Here is a 15,741-nt window from a genome sequence, read left to right on the forward strand (position 1 = left end):
AGTGATGCTCACCTGCCGACTACCTGCGGCGAACCTTCCGGCTGGTTCCGAAGAAAAACCTGCAGCGCGGTTGCGGCCGCCTGTGGTTGCTCCAGTGGAACGAAATGCCCGCTCTCCTGGATAAGGACAAAGCGCGCGTCAGGGAGTCGTGCAGCGAGATCCTCGCTCAAAGCCGGCGGCGTAATGATGTCTTCGGCAGCGCCCACCACCAGGGTGCGGCAGTCCATGGCGGCCAGTTCCGCGCGTCGGTCGGACCGATTCATCACGGCGAGCTGCTGATCGACGAAAACGTGCTCGCCCAGTTCCTTGGTCATCGCCTCCACTACCCGCTGGACCTCGGGGATCCCCCGCGATACGGCCGGGGCTGTGCGGGTGATCGCTTCCAGAAATCCCCCGGAATTCACTAGTGAGATAAGGCCTTCCGAGTTCTTGCGGCGATCCTGCGGCGCGGCAATGGCCGAGGTGTTGAACAACGCCAAAGCCTTGACTCTTCCGGTCTTCCTTAGCGCTATCTCAAGGGCGACATACCCTCCCATCGAAATTCCAACCAGGACAAATTCGTTGGGGGCTGCTGAGAGCACATGGTCCGCCATGGCCTGGATCGTGTGCCCTTCACCACGGACCACGGAGCATTCGAACTCTGCCCCGAGTTCATCAATGACCGGCTGCCATAGCCGGGAGTCGGCGCCCAGGGCCGGAAGCATGATCAGCGGGGGGTGTTTCATCTGAAGTCTCCGTTGCAAGTGGGGTTGGTGGTCAAGATGCTGCTCCGTCCACGTGCAGGACGGTGCCTGACGTGAATGCGGCTGCCGCTGAGGCGAGGTATGCCACGGCCGCGGCAATCTCGCGGCCGGTTCCTGGTCTGCCAACGGGGATGGCGGCAGAGGTTGCGGCCTTCTCTTCCGCCCCCATCACCTCGAAGGTGTCCCGGACCCGCCCAGTGGTGGGGAGGATGAGTCCAGGAGCTACGGCGTTCACGGTAATCCCGGTGCCACCGAGGTCTTTGCCGAGCTGCTTGGTGAGACTTACGATGCCTCCCTTGGACGCAGCATAGGCCAGCCGGGCGCCTACAGTTCCTGACGGCCCATCGAGACCGTCGGCAACCAGCGACGAGAAATTTACGATCCGTCCATAGCCGCGCTTCAGCATGATCGGGACAGCCTGCCGCGCGCACAGGAAAGTGCTGGTGAGGTTGCTTTCGATCACTTCACGCCACACCTCGGCGCTCAGTTCCGAGAGTTCACGGACCTTGGCAGTGCCACTGCCCCCAGCCGCGCTGACGAGGACATCGATGCGCCCAAACTCCGCCTCGATACGGGTGAAGGTCTCGGCGACCACTGATTCCTCGGCCAGGTTCCCCGCATAGGTCAGCACTTTGAGCTTCGGCGATCTCTCCGAGAGTCGGGCTGCTGCGCTCTGTAGTGCCGACGACGAGACGTCAAGGAGCGCAAGGTCGAACCCGTCGTCCGCCAGGCGATCGGCGATGTCATTTCCGAGGCCGCCACCGCCGCCGCTGATGACGGCAACAGGCCGATGATTCATAGGGTGACTCATTTGTCCTCCTCCGCCAGGCTGCCGCCGGCGTGTGCTTCCCGGTGATTGACCAGCGCGCGTGCATCGGACGCGAGGCGCGCAAGGATGGCTTGCGCGCGCCGCAGAACAGGGGCGTCCACCATGGAACTGTCAACCTTGACCACGGCTCCCCCGTCGCTGATGGATTTCACAATCCTCTCCGCCCACGCGACCTCGTCGTCGCTGGGACGGAAGACGTGGTGCGTTACGGCCACCTGACGGGGATGAATAAGGAGTTTTCCCGACATTCCCAACTCGATGGCGGCGTGCAGGTCCTGCGTCAGCGCGGAGTCGTCGTCGAACTTTGGCGTCACGCCATCCAGGGGACCTGGAAGGCCATGGGCCCGGGAGGCAAGGACCAGTGATGAACGCGCCAGCAACATTGCGCGCTGGTTCGGCTGCGCGGCAATATCAGCCGCGAAATCGAGTTCGCCAAAAGCCAGTCGGGCCACGCCCGGAACACTCGCCAGTGAGTGGGCAGCCACAACGCCGGAGGCTGACTCAATGAGCGCTAGGACGGGGCATCCCAGCGTTTGATGGACTCTGGACACGTGGTCTGGGTTTTCGGACTTGGGCACCATTACCCCAATAAGTCCAGGGATGCCCCTCAAAGAAGCAAGCTCCTGGTCCCGCTCGATCCGAACCACGGCTTGACCTGTTCCTGACAACCATGAGGTGACGGCCAGCAAGGCCGAATCCTTATTGCGAGCGCTGACGGCGTCTTCCAAATCGAGGATGACCACATCAGCCCCGGAAGTTTGAGCTTTGGAGAACCGCTCAGGCCGGTCCCCCGGGACAAACAGGAACGAGCGGGCGCTCTGAAGCAACGCCAAAGAGTCCTCATAAGGGGGCTTGCTCATGTTGTTTCCAGCACTTTGAACTCTGCCAGAATGCGTTCGGTGTCTTCTCCCACTTGGGGAACGCGACCCATCACAGGCTCCTGCCCAACGAACGTGGCCGGAGGAATCAGGGCGCGTAGGGGCCCGACGGGTGAGTCATATTCCCGCCATCTGTTGCGCGCCGCCAGTTGGGGGTGGTCAGCGAAGCCCTGCATGTCACGCAGCAGCGCGTTCGCTATCCCGGCCTTCTCAAGCAAGTTCACAACCTCATCCGCCGTGTACCGGGAGAGCCCCTCCTCTATCACCAACGTGAGGTCCGCACGGTGCCTTACACGGAGGGAGTTTCGTGCGAAGCGTTCATCCATGGCGACCATCGGACGGCCAAGGACCCGGTCGCAAAAGGTTGCCCATTCACGTTCGTTCTGGATTCCCAGGAACACCTGCTGCGAGTCACCACACGTGAAAGGACCGTACGGGGCGATGGCAGCATGTGATGAACCTGTCCGCTTTGGTGCGGTTCCGCCGTACACCGCATAGTTCATGGCGTATCCCATCCATTCACCGAGCGCCTCGAGCATCGACAATTCGATGGTTGCCCCCTCCCCGGTCTGACCGCGCTGAAGCAGCGCGGTCAGGATGCCTGAGTAGGCGTACATACCCGAGGCGATATCCGCAATCGAAATCCCCACTTTGGATGGGGTCTCTTCAGAGCCGGTAATGGACACCAGACCGGCTTCACACTGCACCAGGAGGTCATAAGCCTTCTTTGACGAATATGGGCCGTCGGCACCATAACCGGAAATTGAGACGTGGATCAGCTCCGGACGCTCAGCACGCAAGGCATCGGCGCCGAGCCCGAGACGTTCTGCCGCACCCGGGGCCAGGTTCTGAACGAAGATGTCAGCACTGCGAACCAACTCGTGCACGGCATGGTGACCCTCCCGGCTCTTCAGGTCCAAGGCGACTGACTCCTTGGACCGGTTCAGCCAAACAAAGTGGCTCGCCATGCCCTTGACGGTTTCGTCATACCCGCGGGCGAAGTCTCCTACGCCTGGGCGCTCGATCTTGATGACTCGAGCCCCCAAATCGGCGAGTTGGCGTGTAGCAAACGGTGCTGCGACCGCCTGCTCAAGCGAGACGACTGTGATGCCGCTCAGAGGAAGCATGATGTTAACTCCTGAAGTAGATAGTGCCGGCTTGTTGATGGCGGCAAAGGCGCCCTATGCGTCAACAAGCGAGGGTGTCTCGAGTGTTTTGGTGAAGTAGAGGACCTCTGCGGCCAGTTCTGGATCGTTGCCCATCCTCCGGAACAGCTCCAGGTCTTTATCCCTCTGAACAGGGTCCGACGAGTGAAAGATCAACCGCTTGTTTGCGGTGGCACGGGGACTGGCCTTGTCAATGAAGGCGGTGCGTCGTAGTTCGGAGTAGGCATCAAGAACGGACTCATCGGCATTTCCCGCGATGACGGCGCCCAATGCCTCGTTCAGCAGGTAGGAGTCGAAGAGCCCCATGGTCAGCCCGAAGCCGCCTGTCGGGTTTGTTGCATGGGCCGCGTCCCCGGCAAGCAGAACGCGGCCAAGCCGGTAGGTTGGAGCACTTCGCTGGTGCATGCGATACGGCGCAATGGCATCCAGGGTGGTGCCGGCAGCCACCTCAGGGCCGAATATCTGTTCCAGGAACCGAGGCAGACGGTCCACCACGCCTGCTTCGGGTAGAACGGCATCCTCCATGTAGGTGTAGCGCCACAGCCCGTGGGGCCCGGAGTTATCGATCTTCACGATGATTGCTCCGAGAACATCGTCGACGTAGAAGGTCGTTTGGGCCCAGCCCTTGCGGTCGTCGGGGAAACGGATGTTGGCGGCAACAAAGCGCTCCGGCCACGTAAAACCTTCAAAAGGCAGATTCAATGCATTCCTGACGGCAGAGCCCGCACCGTCCGCGCCTATGAGCCAGGGAGCCCGCAAGTTAACAGGATTTCCGTCGTGCTCCGCCGTGATTGTCACTGCTGAGTCATCCTGGGTCAGCCCCGTGATCTGGTGTCCCCAGAGGACGCGGACGTTGGGAAATTGCTCAAGGTGGCGAAGAATGATCGTGGCCAGCGCACCCTGGCCGAGGTGCAGGTTGTAGGGGTGGGTTACGCGGCCCTCCAACGCCTTCAAACCGTAATTAATAGTTTCACCGGTGTCCCGGACGTGATGGGCATAATCCTGCTTCAGGAACCCGGCCCGTGAAGCGTCGTCGAAAAGACCGAGACGTTCCAGACCGTCGAGTGTGGACCAGTGGTAGAGGATCGCCCGCGGGGCGTCAGTTGGCTCCCTTGAGCGTTCGACGACGGTAACGTCCAGTCCCTGCTGTGCCAGGCCCAGTGCATTGAGCAGACCAGTAGGACCGGCTCCGGCCACAATTACCTGCTGCTGGTATTCCATGATGCCTCCGTTGTAAACCTGCGAAATGACGTGAGCGTCGCTGCCCTCAACCAACGGTCGTCCACATCCGGCCATACATCAAATACCAATTAGTAGAGGTTTCCATATACTGAATGCATGGATCTCAGGAATGTTCGATACTTCATCGCGGTGGCGGAGAACGGTTCCATTACCGAGGCTTCCCAAGCCTTGCGGATATCCCAGCCGCCCTTGAGCATGGCTATGGCGAAGCTCGAAAAAGAGCTCGGAGTGACCCTGTTCGACAGGAAGCCCCGGGGCATCGAATTGACCGCCGCGGGCGAGTATCTGCACCATGCCGGCCGCCGGCTTCTGGCGGAAGAGCGAAGAATCTCAGACACGCTCAAAGCCATGGGGCAGGGGCTTGCCGGCGAACTCCACCTCGGGTGCGAACCGATGTGCCTATGGCGGATCGGCAGTACCAAAATCTCGGAGTTCCTCTCGATCTACCGAAACGTGACCCTGGACCTGACAGACGCCAATCCCAAAGTGCAGCTGGACCGGCTGGCCGACGGCACCCTTGACCTGGCGATCATGCCCATAGTGGCCGAGGAGCCGCTGCAACCCATCAACGGAGTGCATTTCGACGTCACGGTTGTGGACGAACTGCCGCTGACGCTCATTGCACCCAGATCCTGGGGCCTCTCGGAAACCACGCCAGTGGACGTTGCGACGCTGACAGACGCCACCTGGATCCTGCCCGCCCGAATTCCGGGAGTGCGCATCCTCTGGCGAATCTGGGCCGACAAGTTCTCATCCTCGGGGGCAAACCCGACAGAGGTGATCCAAGTACCGACTGTCATGACTGCCGCGCAGTTGGTGGGTGCCGGAGTCGGAGTATCCCTCTCAAGCTTGGAGATGGCCCGCCTCCACCCGGATGTCGCACAAATTCCCGTGGTTGGCGGTTGGCCCAACGTGCCGATTGCCATCGTCACGCGACGCGAAGGCGTAGTAACTCCGGTAGCTGAGCGGTTTGCAGCCCTGTTTTCCGGCGATCAAACACCCGCGTAAGGGAACACCCCTTCGCTCTCAAGCGGGTGCGGTACCAATCAAGGTATATGCGAAATAGATGGGTATCAAGGAATTTAGGTATTTGTGAAATGTCGCGGGCGGCAGCAAGGTAGACCTTGAAACACCAAATGGTCGCCGCACACCTTGCCCGGAAACCCGGGCTGCTCCGGCCCGATGATTCCGAGAAAGGGCATCCCCATGATTAAAGTCAACGTGGACCTGCAGCGCTGCGATGCCAACGGCACCTGCGCAGCCTTAATGCCGGACGTGTTCCACATAGAGAAGGATGGCTCGCTGGTACAGCTGGCTTCCGACGTCGAAGACGATCGCGAAAGCGAACTTGAAGAAGTCATCCTTTGCTGCCCGATGGGGGCGATTTCGCGGTCATGACAACCACAGTGCCAGCATTCGAACTGTTCTCCCCACAGGCTACCCACCACCAGGGCGGCGCGCTTCCCGATGGAGGAATCGCGGTCGGATCCGGTGGCTACGCCGTTCTGTCCTACCAACTCTCTACCGAGGTGCTGCGCAATCCACGGTTTGCCAACTCAGCATTGCGCCTGATGGAAGAGTTCGGCATCAACGACGGCTCTGTCCACGGATTTCGAGCCCGCAGCATCATCATGCAAGACGGAGCCCAGCAACTGCGCTTACGGACTCCGCTTGCACGTTTCATGGGCCCGGCAACAGTGCAGAACACCCGCGACGTCCTCACGGACATCGTGACAGGCATCTTCAACGACCTCAAGGACACGAAGCCGGTGGATTTTCATGCCGGGGTTGATCGCAGAATCCCCTCCTTGGTTTACTGCCATTTAGCGGGAGCTCCGCAATCCGACGCACCCAAGGTACAGGAATTGTCCGAACGGACATTGGCGCTTCTGGCGAGGGATCCCAGCCTGAAAACCGACATCCTCGCGGCCTACGACGAACTGTTCCGGTACCTCAATGATCTGATGAAGCGAAAGCGTGGCCACGGCCTTGGCGACGACATGCTCTCCCACCTGATGACACTCGCAGACGAGGGAAAGCTCACCGCACAGGAACTGTTCGACGAGGCAACCTCGATGCTTGAAGCAAGTTCCGTGAACACGGGCCACCAGATCGGCCTGGTGGTGTGGAATTTACTGCGTAACAGGGAAGTCTGGGAGCAGATTGTTGCCGACCCCACGTGGATACCTACGGCAGTGGTGGAAGCGCTCCGCCTGTATCCCCGGACCGGTGTTATCAGCAAGATTGCGACGGAGGACATGGAGGTTGGCGGGGTCACCATCCCGGCCGGCGCCGATGTGCACGTGGCCGTCTGGTCAGCCAACCGAGACCCTGAACGGTTCGAAAACCCCGGCGAATTCGTCCTGGGCCGCGAGCGAAACCAGCCACTCACGTTCAGCACGGGCCCGCACAACTGCCTGGGTCAAGGACTGGCAAAGGTGGAAATCGAAGAGGTCGTCTCACACCTCGCGCGCCACTACCCCCAGGCCAGCGTCGTCGAACCCGAATCAGCCATAAGCCAGACCGCCGGGCGGTGGACGATTAAGAAACTAACCGTCCACCTTGGCCCCCGAAGCTGAGGTCATTCATGTCACCTGAATCCCGCTCCCAACCATCCATCACAGAAGTTCTCTCCGAATACTGGTCCGGAACCACCTACGACGACCTCCCACGGGATGTGGTTTCCGCTATGAAAGACCACATCCTCGACACACTGGCCGTGGCTATGGCAGGTATCCCCTCGGAGGAATCGCGCCGTGTCCGCAACGCCCTCTCCGGTATGTCAAACGGTGGTCCATGCCTCATCTGGGGCACCCGCGGACGGCTGAACCCGGCCCACGCGGCACTTGCCAATGGAACCTCGGCCCACGCACGGGACTTCGACGACGGCGGCGGCCCCGGACACGCTGGTTCGGCAACTTTGCCAGCCGCGATCGCTGCCGCAGAACTGGTCGGCGCAAGCGGCAAGGACTTGATCGTCGCCGCCTGCGCGGGCTACGACGTCAGTTATCGGCTCTTGCAGGGCATAGGCGGATTTGCCGCGCATACCGACCGGGGCTGGCACTCTACGGGGACGTTTGGCACGTTTGCTGCGGCTGCCGCGTGCGCCAAAATCCTGCATCTTGACGCGGACACCTTCGCGAATGCGCTCGGCATTGCCGGCTCATTCACTGGAGGGGTCTGGGCCTTCATAGAAGATGGCGCATGGACCAAGCGGGTGCACCCAGGCAAAGCCGGCGAGTCAGGAATCGACGCAGCGTTTTTGGCCCGAGCGGGCATTACGGGCCCTCATCGGCTCTTCGAGGCTCCATGGGGTGGGATTTTTGCCACCTATGGGGACGGCCGGGGCTTCCCGGAACGGGTCACTGCAGGTCTTGGTGAGACCTTCAACGTCTCCACGTCCTATCTCAAGCCCTATGCCTGTTGCCGAGGCAGCCACTCAGCGGTTGACGCAGTGCTGAAGCTGATCGCTGAACGCGATCTGCAACCCTCCGATGTACTCTCCATCACCGTGACCGCAGGCGAAACTGCGATCAACATGCTCAATGTTGACCCCATCGAGACCGTGTTTGATGCCCAATTCAGCTTGCCCTACGCCATCAGCGTGGCGCTGGAGAACCGCTCAGTAGGGTTGGAGCAATTCGACCCACCGCGCATTTCGGAACCCCGGATCCAAGAGACCTTCGCCAAGATCTCGATGGTGTTGGACTCCTCCATCCAACTGGAGGACGGGCCCCGCCTCGATTTTGACCTGAAGTCCGGCGAAAAAATTACGCTCCTCGCCGGAAACCCCACCGATGCCAAAGGCTCCGAAAAGAACCCCATGACCCACGCTGAAGTCGTCGCCAAAGCACAGGCCCTTCTGCGCCCCTACGGCAACGAGGCCGCAGCGCAGCTAATCGAGGCGGTGGAGAACCTGGATTCAGCATCCACCCTCGACAAACTGATCAACGCCCTCAGCGCAACCCCTCTACCCATCTGGAGTGAGACTCACTATGACAACAACTACCTTGACCGAGCGGGTCGAACGCACTGAACTCATCGCCGCGGAACCCGTTGAATCCCTTGCGGCCGCACTGGATATTGACGTGCCCTTCGACGAGGGCACAACAGTCCCTCCACTATGGCACTGGCTCTACCTTCTGGAGCGCAACCGGCAGAGCGACCTGGGGCCGGATGGTCATCCCACTGTGGGTATTCCGGCCCCACCTGGGCCGGGGCGGCGCAGAATGTTTGCCGGGGGTCGCGTCTCAACCTTCGGCCAACTCAAGATCGGAACCCCGGCCACAAAAGTCATTGCCGTGGCCGGATCAGTCGAGAAGGCCGGCCGCACAGGGCCACTTACATTCACCACCGTTCGCCACGAAGTCTTCCAAAACAATAGTCTGGTGATCCGCGAAGAACAGGACATTGTCTACCGGGCCCCGGGCAGCGCCCCCTTACCCGACCCGCAAACCCCGCCGCCCCCACCCAAGGGCCCTGTGCTGGAGCAAGCCGCCGATGAACGACTGCTGTTCCGATTCTCCGCACTGACGTACAACGCACACAGGATTCACTACGACCTCGACTGGTGCCTGAATGAGGGCTACGACGGCCTGGTGATCCACGGTCCTCTTCTGGCTCTGATGATGGGCGAGCACATGCGCCGTGAAGGAATCGACCTGACGGGTAAAACCTTTAGCTACCGGCTGGCCTCCCCGATGACCAAACGCCAGACATTCTCGATCGTCCCGGGGCCGGATGGCCTGGCCAACGGCGCCGAGGCGCGGAGCGCCGGAGGAGCAATCTGCGCAGTCAGCAGTTTGTCCGGGATCTAGCAGGCCGGAAGAACAAGATGGCGTTGCTACAAAGCTACGCCCTGACCCTCCCCCCTATGACTTGCCCCTTTTCCTGTCCATAAACTTTGCCGAAGCTGCGCAAAACCAGGGGAACTCTTGATCCAGCTGCAGCATGGTTGAACCAGCAAGGATGCAGGAGGAGCCATGAAGCGGATAACAGTCACCCCTAACTTTGGCGGAGCCCCCAAGGGAAGCTCACCGGTCAAAGTGCCGAGCGGAGCCGCACATCCGACGACGGGGTGCAGGACTCCCTCCGAAACGGACCCGCGACCCAAATCCTGTGGCTTTGGCATTCAGGAAACGAGCCGCCAACTCTGGCCCGACTGCCGTGACTGAAGGCTTGCCGGTCTCCCCCTCACGGAATGCAGGTCGAGCCCGAGCCGGGAAGAACCTCTCCATCTAGCCAGTCGCGGCGCTGATCGACCAGGGTGTGCGCAGGACGCGCTCGGCCAGCAGTCGTCGTTCGCCGACGATGGTCACCTCAGCTGTTACCGCGGCCTCGGCAGCCGAGGGGCCGGCGATGAGCCGCAGCGGACCGGGGTCCACTCCCAGCGTCCCGTCAACACCTGTGATCGCGAGTCGGGCTGCATCTACGTGGAAGGAGACTGTCCGCGATTCAGAGGATCCGATCGGGATCCGTGCGTATCCGATGAGTTGTACGGCCGGGCGCACCACTGGGGCGGACGGGAACGCGGCGTAGAGCTGGACGACCTCCACGGTGTTATCGCCGTCGTTGCGTATCGTCACGTCCACGACGAGCGAGCCATCAGTGCTGAGGTTCGCGGCAACGGTGATGTTTTCGTAGACGATCGTGCCCCGAGTGAGCCCGAACCCGAACGGGTACAGCGGCGTGTTGTCCAGGGAGGTGATCCCGGGATTCGAGAGCCCGAGCGCTGGCTGCAGGTACGTCATCGAGGCGTAGGGAAAGCGCGGAATCTGCACGGGCAGGCGTCCTGTTGCCGGGACGCGACCGGACAGCACTCCGGCAACCGCAGCGGCGCCATCGGCTCCGGGGAAGAATGCTTGGATAATGGCACGCGCCTTCCCGTAGGCACCAAGGGCGTACGGGCGGCCGGACAAGACGACCAGGACAGTGGGCACTCCAGTGTCGAGAATGGCGGTGACGAGTGCATCCTGTCCGCCGGGCAACCGAAGGTCCGCGGCGTCGCAGCCTTCGCCTGAGGTGCCGTCGCCGAACAGCCCGGCAATGTCTCCAACCACCACGATCGCTACGTCGCTGTCGCGGGCAAGCGCAACAGCTGCGGAGAGGGCGTCGGAGTCCTCGGACGTTATTTCAGCCCCAGCCTTGAATTGCACCCGGTCCGCTCCGAACTCGTCGCTGACAGCGGCCAGCACAGTCTGAATCCTGATGCCGAGATCGTGGCCAGGGTATTTCGAAAGTACATGGTTGGGGAACGCGTAGCATCCAACGAGGCTGCGGAATTGGTCAGCCGCCGGGCCGAGGACCGCGATGTTCCCCGAGCCGAGAAGCGCAAGAGCGCCCTCGTCACGCAGCAGCACTACGGACTCCTCTGCAAGCCGCGATGAAATCGACCGATTGTGCTCGCTGTCGAGATCGACGCTTTCGGCATCGAGCGGCACAAGGTGTACGTCATCGAACAGCCCCAGCTCGAACTTGTGCCGGAGGTGGCGCTGGACCGAGCGATCGAGGTCGTGTTCGTCCACGACGCCCTCTCGGATCAAGCGCGGCAACTCACCATACGCCGCTGTCTGCGGAAGTTCGACGTCGACTCCTGCGCTCAGGGCAAGGCGGCCCGCGTCGGCCGTATCAACCGCGACGTGATGCATGGCTGAGAGGAACGGCACAGCCCAGTAGTCCGCCACCACGGTGCCCTCGAAGCCCCAACGGTCCCGCAGCAACGTCGTCAGGAGTTGCCCGTTTGAACTGCTCGGCACGCCGTCGATATCCGTATACGACGTCATGACACTGCGGGCACCTCCTTGGCGCAGCGCGGCCTCAAATGGCAGTAGTACAGTGTCAGCGAACTCACGCGCACCCATGCTGACGGGGCCGTGGTTACGGGCACCGCGGGATGCTGAGTAGCCGGCGAAGTGCTTCAGCGTCGAAATGATCCCCGTGCTCTCCAGTCCGGCTACGTATGCGGCACCCAGTTGCGACACGAGGTAAGGGTCTTCACCGAGGGTCTCTTCAACCCGGCCCCAGCGGTAGTCCTTCACCACATCCACCACGGGAGCGAGACCTTGATGGATGCCGAGTGCGCGCATGTCGGAGCCGATAGCTTCCGCCATCCGATGGACCAGTTCCTCATTGAAGGTGGCCGCCCAGGCGAGCGGCGTCGGGAATGCCGTGGCGCCATAGGCTGCAAGCCCGGTGAGGCACTCCTCGTGTGCGATGGCTGGAATGCCGAAGCGGTTGGAATCAACGACGCGCTCCTGTAATTCGCGCAGACGGCGCACTCCCTCCGCGACAGTGACCGGTTCCGTGCCGAAAACGCGAGTCAGCTGCCCGAGTCCACCCTCAAACCGATCGGCGCCGGACTCAACACCGCCCTCCAGCTTGGGCGCGAAGTCGTCAGCGGAATCGGTAAGCCAAACGGATCCTAGCTGGGCGGCTTTCTCTTCAAGGGTCAGCTCGGCGGTAAGCAAGCAAGCGCGTTCCCAAGCAGGGAGAGAGCGATCCCGCCAGCCCTGCTGACCGGGGCTATCCGCAGAACCGGTGATGGGCAATGCATTTGCGCTGGAAATATTGTGCAGCATCAGCCCTTGAACGCCCCATCCATGATCCCGGACACCATGCGCCGGCCGACAAAAAAGAACACGATCAGCAGGGGCAGCGTAGCCAGGAACGAGCCGCCCATGGCCAACGCAACGTCAATCGTACGGTTGGCCTGGAGTTGTTTCAGCGCGATCTGCACAGTGAACAGCTCCGGGGACTTCAGGACAATGAATGGCCACATGAAGTCGTTCCACACGCTGGTGAACGTAATCAGTCCAAGCACAAACGCGGCCGGACGCACCACCGGGAATGCGATCCCCCAGAACATCTGCCACGAATTAGCACCGTCAATCCGGGCCGACTGGATAAGCTCGTCGCTCACGGTGGTCGCCATATGTTGACGCATCCAGAAGATACCAAACGCACTGGCCAGCCCAGGCACGATGATTGCTTGCAGCGTGTCCACCCAATCAAGTCCGGAAATGATCAGATACTGCGGAATCACACTGAGCTGCGCAGGGACAGTCATCGTCAACAGGACGATGAGGAACAACAAATTCCGGCCGGGGAACTGAAGCTTGGCGAATGCGAAGCCCGCCATCGCGCACATGATCGCGGAAACGACCGCGATTGTGAGCGAGACGAAAATACTGTTGATCAGCGAAGCGAAGAACGGGACGGTGTCGAACACCTTCGCGGCGACCTCGAAGAACTGCGTGCCCGGATACATTCGGGGCGGGATTGAGGTCACAGCTGTGGCTCCCGCAGACGCGATGACGAACATGTAGTACAGCGGGAACACCGACACGATGACGGCGAGGGCGAGGAACATGTACACGCGCCGGCTGACTCCGCCGCCCTTGCCGCGCCGCTTGGGTTGGCGGCCCGGTTTCACCCCACGGACGGCCAGGCGCTGCGGGATAACCTCATCGATTACATCGGACATCAGCTGGCCTTTCTCGTACGTGTGGACAGGAAGAAGTTAAGGAGCGATACGAGAACCACGATCACAAACAGCACGACGCCGATTGCGGAACCATAGCCAAACTTGAAGAGGCCAAAACCCTGCTCATAAAGAAAGAGGGAAAGAGTCTGGCACTGTCGGCCCGCCCCGCAGGTGAGGCCGGATTCGGGCGATACGAGAAGCGGCTCCGTGAAGATTTGCAGCCCACCGATGGTTGACATGATGACACTGAACACGATGATGGGACGCAGCGATGGGATCGTCAGATGCCGGAACTGCTGCCAGCTCGAAGCGCCGTCCACGGAGGCCGCCTCGAACATCTCCCGGGGCATCGATTGCAATCCAGCCAGGTAAAGCAGGGTGTTGTACCCGAACCAGCGCCACATCACCATTGCCGAGATGAGGATCCAGGAGCCGTAGTTGGTGGCAAGGAAGTTCACCGACGGGAGCCCGAACAGTCCTAGGAACCAGTTGATGAGGCCAAAGTTCTTGTCGAAGATCTGAGCGAAGACGATCGCGGTCGCTGCCACTGAGGTGATGTAAGGAACCAGCAGTGCCATGCGAAAGAAGTTCGCCCAGCGAAGACGCGCATGGTTGAGCAGGTGCGCGAGAAAAAGCGCTAGGAGCAGCTGCGGGATCGTCGAGATCAGGAAGATCCCAAACGTGTTCAGTAGCGCATTCCAGAACCGTCCGTCGGCGAAGAGCTGCTCAAAGTTCTTAAAGCCGACGAAGGTCTGCTTTCCAATGGGATTCCAGTCGAAAAGCGAGACGTAAAAGGTGAAGACGAGGGGGAAAAGTCCAAAGACAATGAAGATGATGAAAAAGGGCGCAACGTACGCGTAGGGAGCGATTCGCTCAGCGAGCGGGTTACGGATCCGCGTGGCCTTCTGAATCGGGGCTTTGCGCTGTTTGCGGGAGAGAGTGGCTGTCGCCGATGACATAGGTGTACCTCCGTCGAAGAGTGGCCCGGCCCTGTCCGCACCGGGCCACTCGGGTGGGTGGGACGATCAGCCGCCGATGGCCTGCTTGGCCGTCTGGAGGGCGGTCGTCCAGGCTTTATCGGAAGTGACACCGCCGGCTTCCAGCTGGACGAGGGTGTTCAGGAGCGCACCGTTGATCGGGGTGGTGTCGGGGCCGTTATAGAACGACGGGAAGTGCTGGACGGAGGTGGCCATAACCTTTCCGATCTTCGAGTCTCCGAAGAAGGGGTCGGAGTAGTCCAGGACTGACTGGCTTGCGACGGCGGAGGTCGCCGCCGGGAAGGTGCCCGACTGTGTGAAGTGGTCCGTTTGACCCTCAGCCGACATCATTGTCTTGATGTACTGCCAGGCGGCCTCGGGGTGCTCCGCGCGGGCCGGGATGGCAATGACGCTGCCACCCCAGTTGCCACCGACGCCGGGCACGCTGGCGATGCGCCACTTGCCCGCGGTGTCAGGGGCATCAGTCTTGATGCCCTTGAGGATCCATGAGGGAGCAATGGTGACGGCAAAGGCACCGTTCGCACGGCCTGGAGCCCAGCCCGAGGACCACGCCGCAATACCTGCACTGATGCCGGCGTCGTGGGTTTTGACCGCGACGTCGAACGCGTCTTTCACCTGGGGGTTCGTGTCGTAGACGAGCTTTCCCTCGTCCGAATAGTACTTCTCACTGACCTGGTTAACGGTCGAGAAGAAGACGCTGGTCTCAATATTGTCCACGAAAGGCTTACCCGTGGCGGCGGTGTACTTCCGTCCCATCTCGATGAACGAGGGCCAATCCTTCCACATGGCAGCGACCTCATCAGGGTTCGTCGGCAGGCCGGCCTGCTCGAAGAGGTCCGCACGGTAGGCGAAACCCAGTCCTCCGACATCCGTCGGAATGCCGATGACGGAGCCGTCCGGCGCGGTCGCAGCACCCGCGGCCCAGTCGAGATAGTCGTGGGCGATGTTGTCACCGCCCAGCTTTCGCAGGTCCAGGAAGTTGGTGCTGTTCTCGACGAACTTGGGCAAATCGTCATTCTGGATCATGACGAGATCGGGGACCTTGCCCCCGGCCAGCGCGGCGGTGAGGGCAGTTGCAGTCTCGGTGGTGCTTCCGACCTCAGTCAGCTTGACCTTCGCGCCGGGCACCTTCTTGGCGTACTCATTGACGCTGTCCTTCGCGTTGATCCCGGTGAAGGACCAGAAGGAAACCTCCGCATTCGGATCGGCTGCTTTTCCGCTGCCGCCGGAGGAGCATCCGGTGAGAGCGACGGCAAGTGCTGCTGCAGCGGCGATTATCGCCGACAAGCTTCTTTTCACGACAATTCCTCTTCTTTGGGGACTTGGAAGGGATTTCAGAGCGTTCAGTCTGGGGCCAGAGAACGATCTCTGGGCCAACCGTAGCTTGCAGTTTGGCGCCACGC

At 61.2% G+C, this 15,741-nt stretch carries 14 protein-coding genes; 5 read left to right on the forward strand and 9 right to left on the reverse strand.

Annotated elements, in window-relative coordinates:
- Positions 1 to 8: 8 nt before the first annotated feature.
- From AC1DD5_RS10160 to AC1DD5_RS10180, 5 genes are read right to left on the reverse strand one after another with little or no spacing between them, the layout of a single operon-like run.
- On the reverse strand, positions 9 to 725 hold the full coding sequence (locus AC1DD5_RS10160; protein WP_477521349.1) for an alpha/beta fold hydrolase: 717 nt from the start codon (positions 723 to 725) through the stop codon (positions 9 to 11).
- 31 nt (positions 726 to 756) lie between these two features.
- The gene (locus AC1DD5_RS10165; RefSeq protein ID WP_477521350.1) at positions 757 to 1,554 is read right to left on the reverse strand and encodes an SDR family oxidoreductase; all 798 of its coding nucleotides are present in this window, start codon (positions 1,552 to 1,554) and stop codon (positions 757 to 759) included.
- Positions 1,551 to 2,432, reverse strand: a complete 882-nt coding sequence (locus AC1DD5_RS10170) for an HpcH/HpaI aldolase/citrate lyase family protein (protein ID WP_477521351.1) — start codon at positions 2,430 to 2,432, stop codon at positions 1,551 to 1,553. Before AC1DD5_RS10170 ends, AC1DD5_RS10165 begins: the two co-directional genes overlap by 4 nt.
- On the reverse strand, positions 2,429 to 3,577 hold the full coding sequence (locus tag AC1DD5_RS10175; RefSeq protein ID WP_477521352.1) for a CaiB/BaiF CoA transferase family protein: 1,149 nt from the start codon (positions 3,575 to 3,577) through the stop codon (positions 2,429 to 2,431). Before AC1DD5_RS10175 ends, AC1DD5_RS10170 begins: the two co-directional genes overlap by 4 nt.
- A gap of 54 nt (positions 3,578 to 3,631) precedes the next feature.
- The gene (locus tag AC1DD5_RS10180) at positions 3,632 to 4,837 is read right to left on the reverse strand and encodes an FAD-dependent oxidoreductase (protein ID WP_477521353.1); all 1,206 of its coding nucleotides are present in this window, start codon (positions 4,835 to 4,837) and stop codon (positions 3,632 to 3,634) included.
- A 117-nt stretch (positions 4,838 to 4,954) separates the two neighbouring features.
- Here AC1DD5_RS10180 and AC1DD5_RS10185 point away from each other — a divergent pair, with 117 nt between their 5' ends.
- From AC1DD5_RS10185 to AC1DD5_RS10205, 5 genes are all read left to right on the forward strand, one after another.
- Entirely contained in the window at positions 4,955 to 5,866 is a 912-nt protein-coding gene (locus AC1DD5_RS10185; RefSeq protein ID WP_477521354.1) for a LysR family transcriptional regulator, read from the forward strand.
- 198 nt (positions 5,867 to 6,064) lie between these two features.
- Positions 6,065 to 6,256 (forward strand): ferredoxin, encoded by a 192-nt coding sequence (locus AC1DD5_RS10190; protein WP_477521355.1) that lies wholly within the window; start codon positions 6,065 to 6,067, stop codon positions 6,254 to 6,256.
- On the forward strand, positions 6,253 to 7,437 hold the full coding sequence (locus AC1DD5_RS10195) for a cytochrome P450 (RefSeq protein ID WP_477521356.1): 1,185 nt from the start codon (positions 6,253 to 6,255) through the stop codon (positions 7,435 to 7,437). The genes AC1DD5_RS10190 and AC1DD5_RS10195 overlap by 4 nt, the downstream gene beginning before the upstream one ends.
- A gap of 8 nt (positions 7,438 to 7,445) precedes the next feature.
- On the forward strand, positions 7,446 to 8,894 hold the full coding sequence (locus AC1DD5_RS10200; RefSeq protein WP_477521357.1) for an MmgE/PrpD family protein: 1,449 nt from the start codon (positions 7,446 to 7,448) through the stop codon (positions 8,892 to 8,894).
- A complete protein-coding gene (locus AC1DD5_RS10205) occupies positions 8,854 to 9,675 on the forward strand; it encodes an HTD2 family dehydratase (protein WP_477521358.1) in 822 nt (273 codons plus the stop codon). The genes AC1DD5_RS10200 and AC1DD5_RS10205 overlap by 41 nt, the downstream gene beginning before the upstream one ends.
- A gap of 420 nt (positions 9,676 to 10,095) precedes the next feature.
- Here the strand turns inward: AC1DD5_RS10205 and AC1DD5_RS10210 are convergent, their stop codons facing one another.
- From AC1DD5_RS10210 to AC1DD5_RS10225, 4 genes are all read right to left on the reverse strand, one after another.
- Positions 10,096 to 12,435 (reverse strand): beta-glucosidase, encoded by a 2,340-nt coding sequence (locus AC1DD5_RS10210; protein ID WP_477521359.1) that lies wholly within the window; start codon positions 12,433 to 12,435, stop codon positions 10,096 to 10,098.
- Positions 12,435 to 13,340 (reverse strand): carbohydrate ABC transporter permease, encoded by a 906-nt coding sequence (locus AC1DD5_RS10215; RefSeq protein WP_477521360.1) that lies wholly within the window; start codon positions 13,338 to 13,340, stop codon positions 12,435 to 12,437. The genes AC1DD5_RS10210 and AC1DD5_RS10215 overlap by 1 nt, the downstream gene beginning before the upstream one ends.
- Positions 13,340 to 14,299, reverse strand: a complete 960-nt coding sequence (locus tag AC1DD5_RS10220; protein WP_477521361.1) for a carbohydrate ABC transporter permease — start codon at positions 14,297 to 14,299, stop codon at positions 13,340 to 13,342. Before AC1DD5_RS10220 ends, AC1DD5_RS10215 begins: the two co-directional genes overlap by 1 nt.
- Before the next feature lie 66 nt (positions 14,300 to 14,365).
- The gene (locus AC1DD5_RS10225) at positions 14,366 to 15,637 is read right to left on the reverse strand and encodes an ABC transporter substrate-binding protein (RefSeq protein WP_477521362.1); all 1,272 of its coding nucleotides are present in this window, start codon (positions 15,635 to 15,637) and stop codon (positions 14,366 to 14,368) included.
- Between the last annotated feature and the right edge of the window lie 104 nt (positions 15,638 to 15,741).

It is taken from the genome of Paenarthrobacter sp. 10L420, assembly GCF_056395385.1.

Bases quoted from the DNA above. Each gene is read 5' to 3' on its own strand.
- AC1DD5_RS10210 (WP_477521359.1), bottom strand. From the start codon at position 12,435: ATGCTGCACAATATTTCCAGCGCAAATGCATTGCCCATCACCGGTTCT.
- AC1DD5_RS10200 (WP_477521357.1), top strand. From the start codon at position 7,446: ATGTCACCTGAATCCCGCTCCCAACCATCCATCACAGAAGTTCTCTCC.
- AC1DD5_RS10215 (WP_477521360.1), bottom strand. From the start codon at position 13,340: ATGTCCGATGTAATCGATGAGGTTATCCCGCAGCGCCTGGCCGTCCGT.
- AC1DD5_RS10220 (WP_477521361.1), bottom strand. From the start codon at position 14,299: ATGTCATCGGCGACAGCCACTCTCTCCCGCAAACAGCGCAAAGCCCCG.
- AC1DD5_RS10195 (WP_477521356.1), top strand. From the start codon at position 6,253: ATGACAACCACAGTGCCAGCATTCGAACTGTTCTCCCCACAGGCTACC.
- AC1DD5_RS10190 (WP_477521355.1), top strand. From the start codon at position 6,065: ATGATTAAAGTCAACGTGGACCTGCAGCGCTGCGATGCCAACGGCACC.
- AC1DD5_RS10185 (WP_477521354.1), top strand. From the start codon at position 4,955: ATGGATCTCAGGAATGTTCGATACTTCATCGCGGTGGCGGAGAACGGT.
- AC1DD5_RS10175 (WP_477521352.1), bottom strand. From the start codon at position 3,577: ATGCTTCCTCTGAGCGGCATCACAGTCGTCTCGCTTGAGCAGGCGGTC.
- AC1DD5_RS10180 (WP_477521353.1), bottom strand. From the start codon at position 4,837: ATGGAATACCAGCAGCAGGTAATTGTGGCCGGAGCCGGTCCTACTGGT.
- AC1DD5_RS10205 (WP_477521358.1), top strand. From the start codon at position 8,854: ATGACAACAACTACCTTGACCGAGCGGGTCGAACGCACTGAACTCATC.
- AC1DD5_RS10165 (WP_477521350.1), bottom strand. From the start codon at position 1,554: ATGAGTCACCCTATGAATCATCGGCCTGTTGCCGTCATCAGCGGCGGC.
- AC1DD5_RS10160 (WP_477521349.1), bottom strand. From the start codon at position 725: ATGAAACACCCCCCGCTGATCATGCTTCCGGCCCTGGGCGCCGACTCC.
- AC1DD5_RS10170 (WP_477521351.1), bottom strand. From the start codon at position 2,432: ATGAGCAAGCCCCCTTATGAGGACTCTTTGGCGTTGCTTCAGAGCGCC.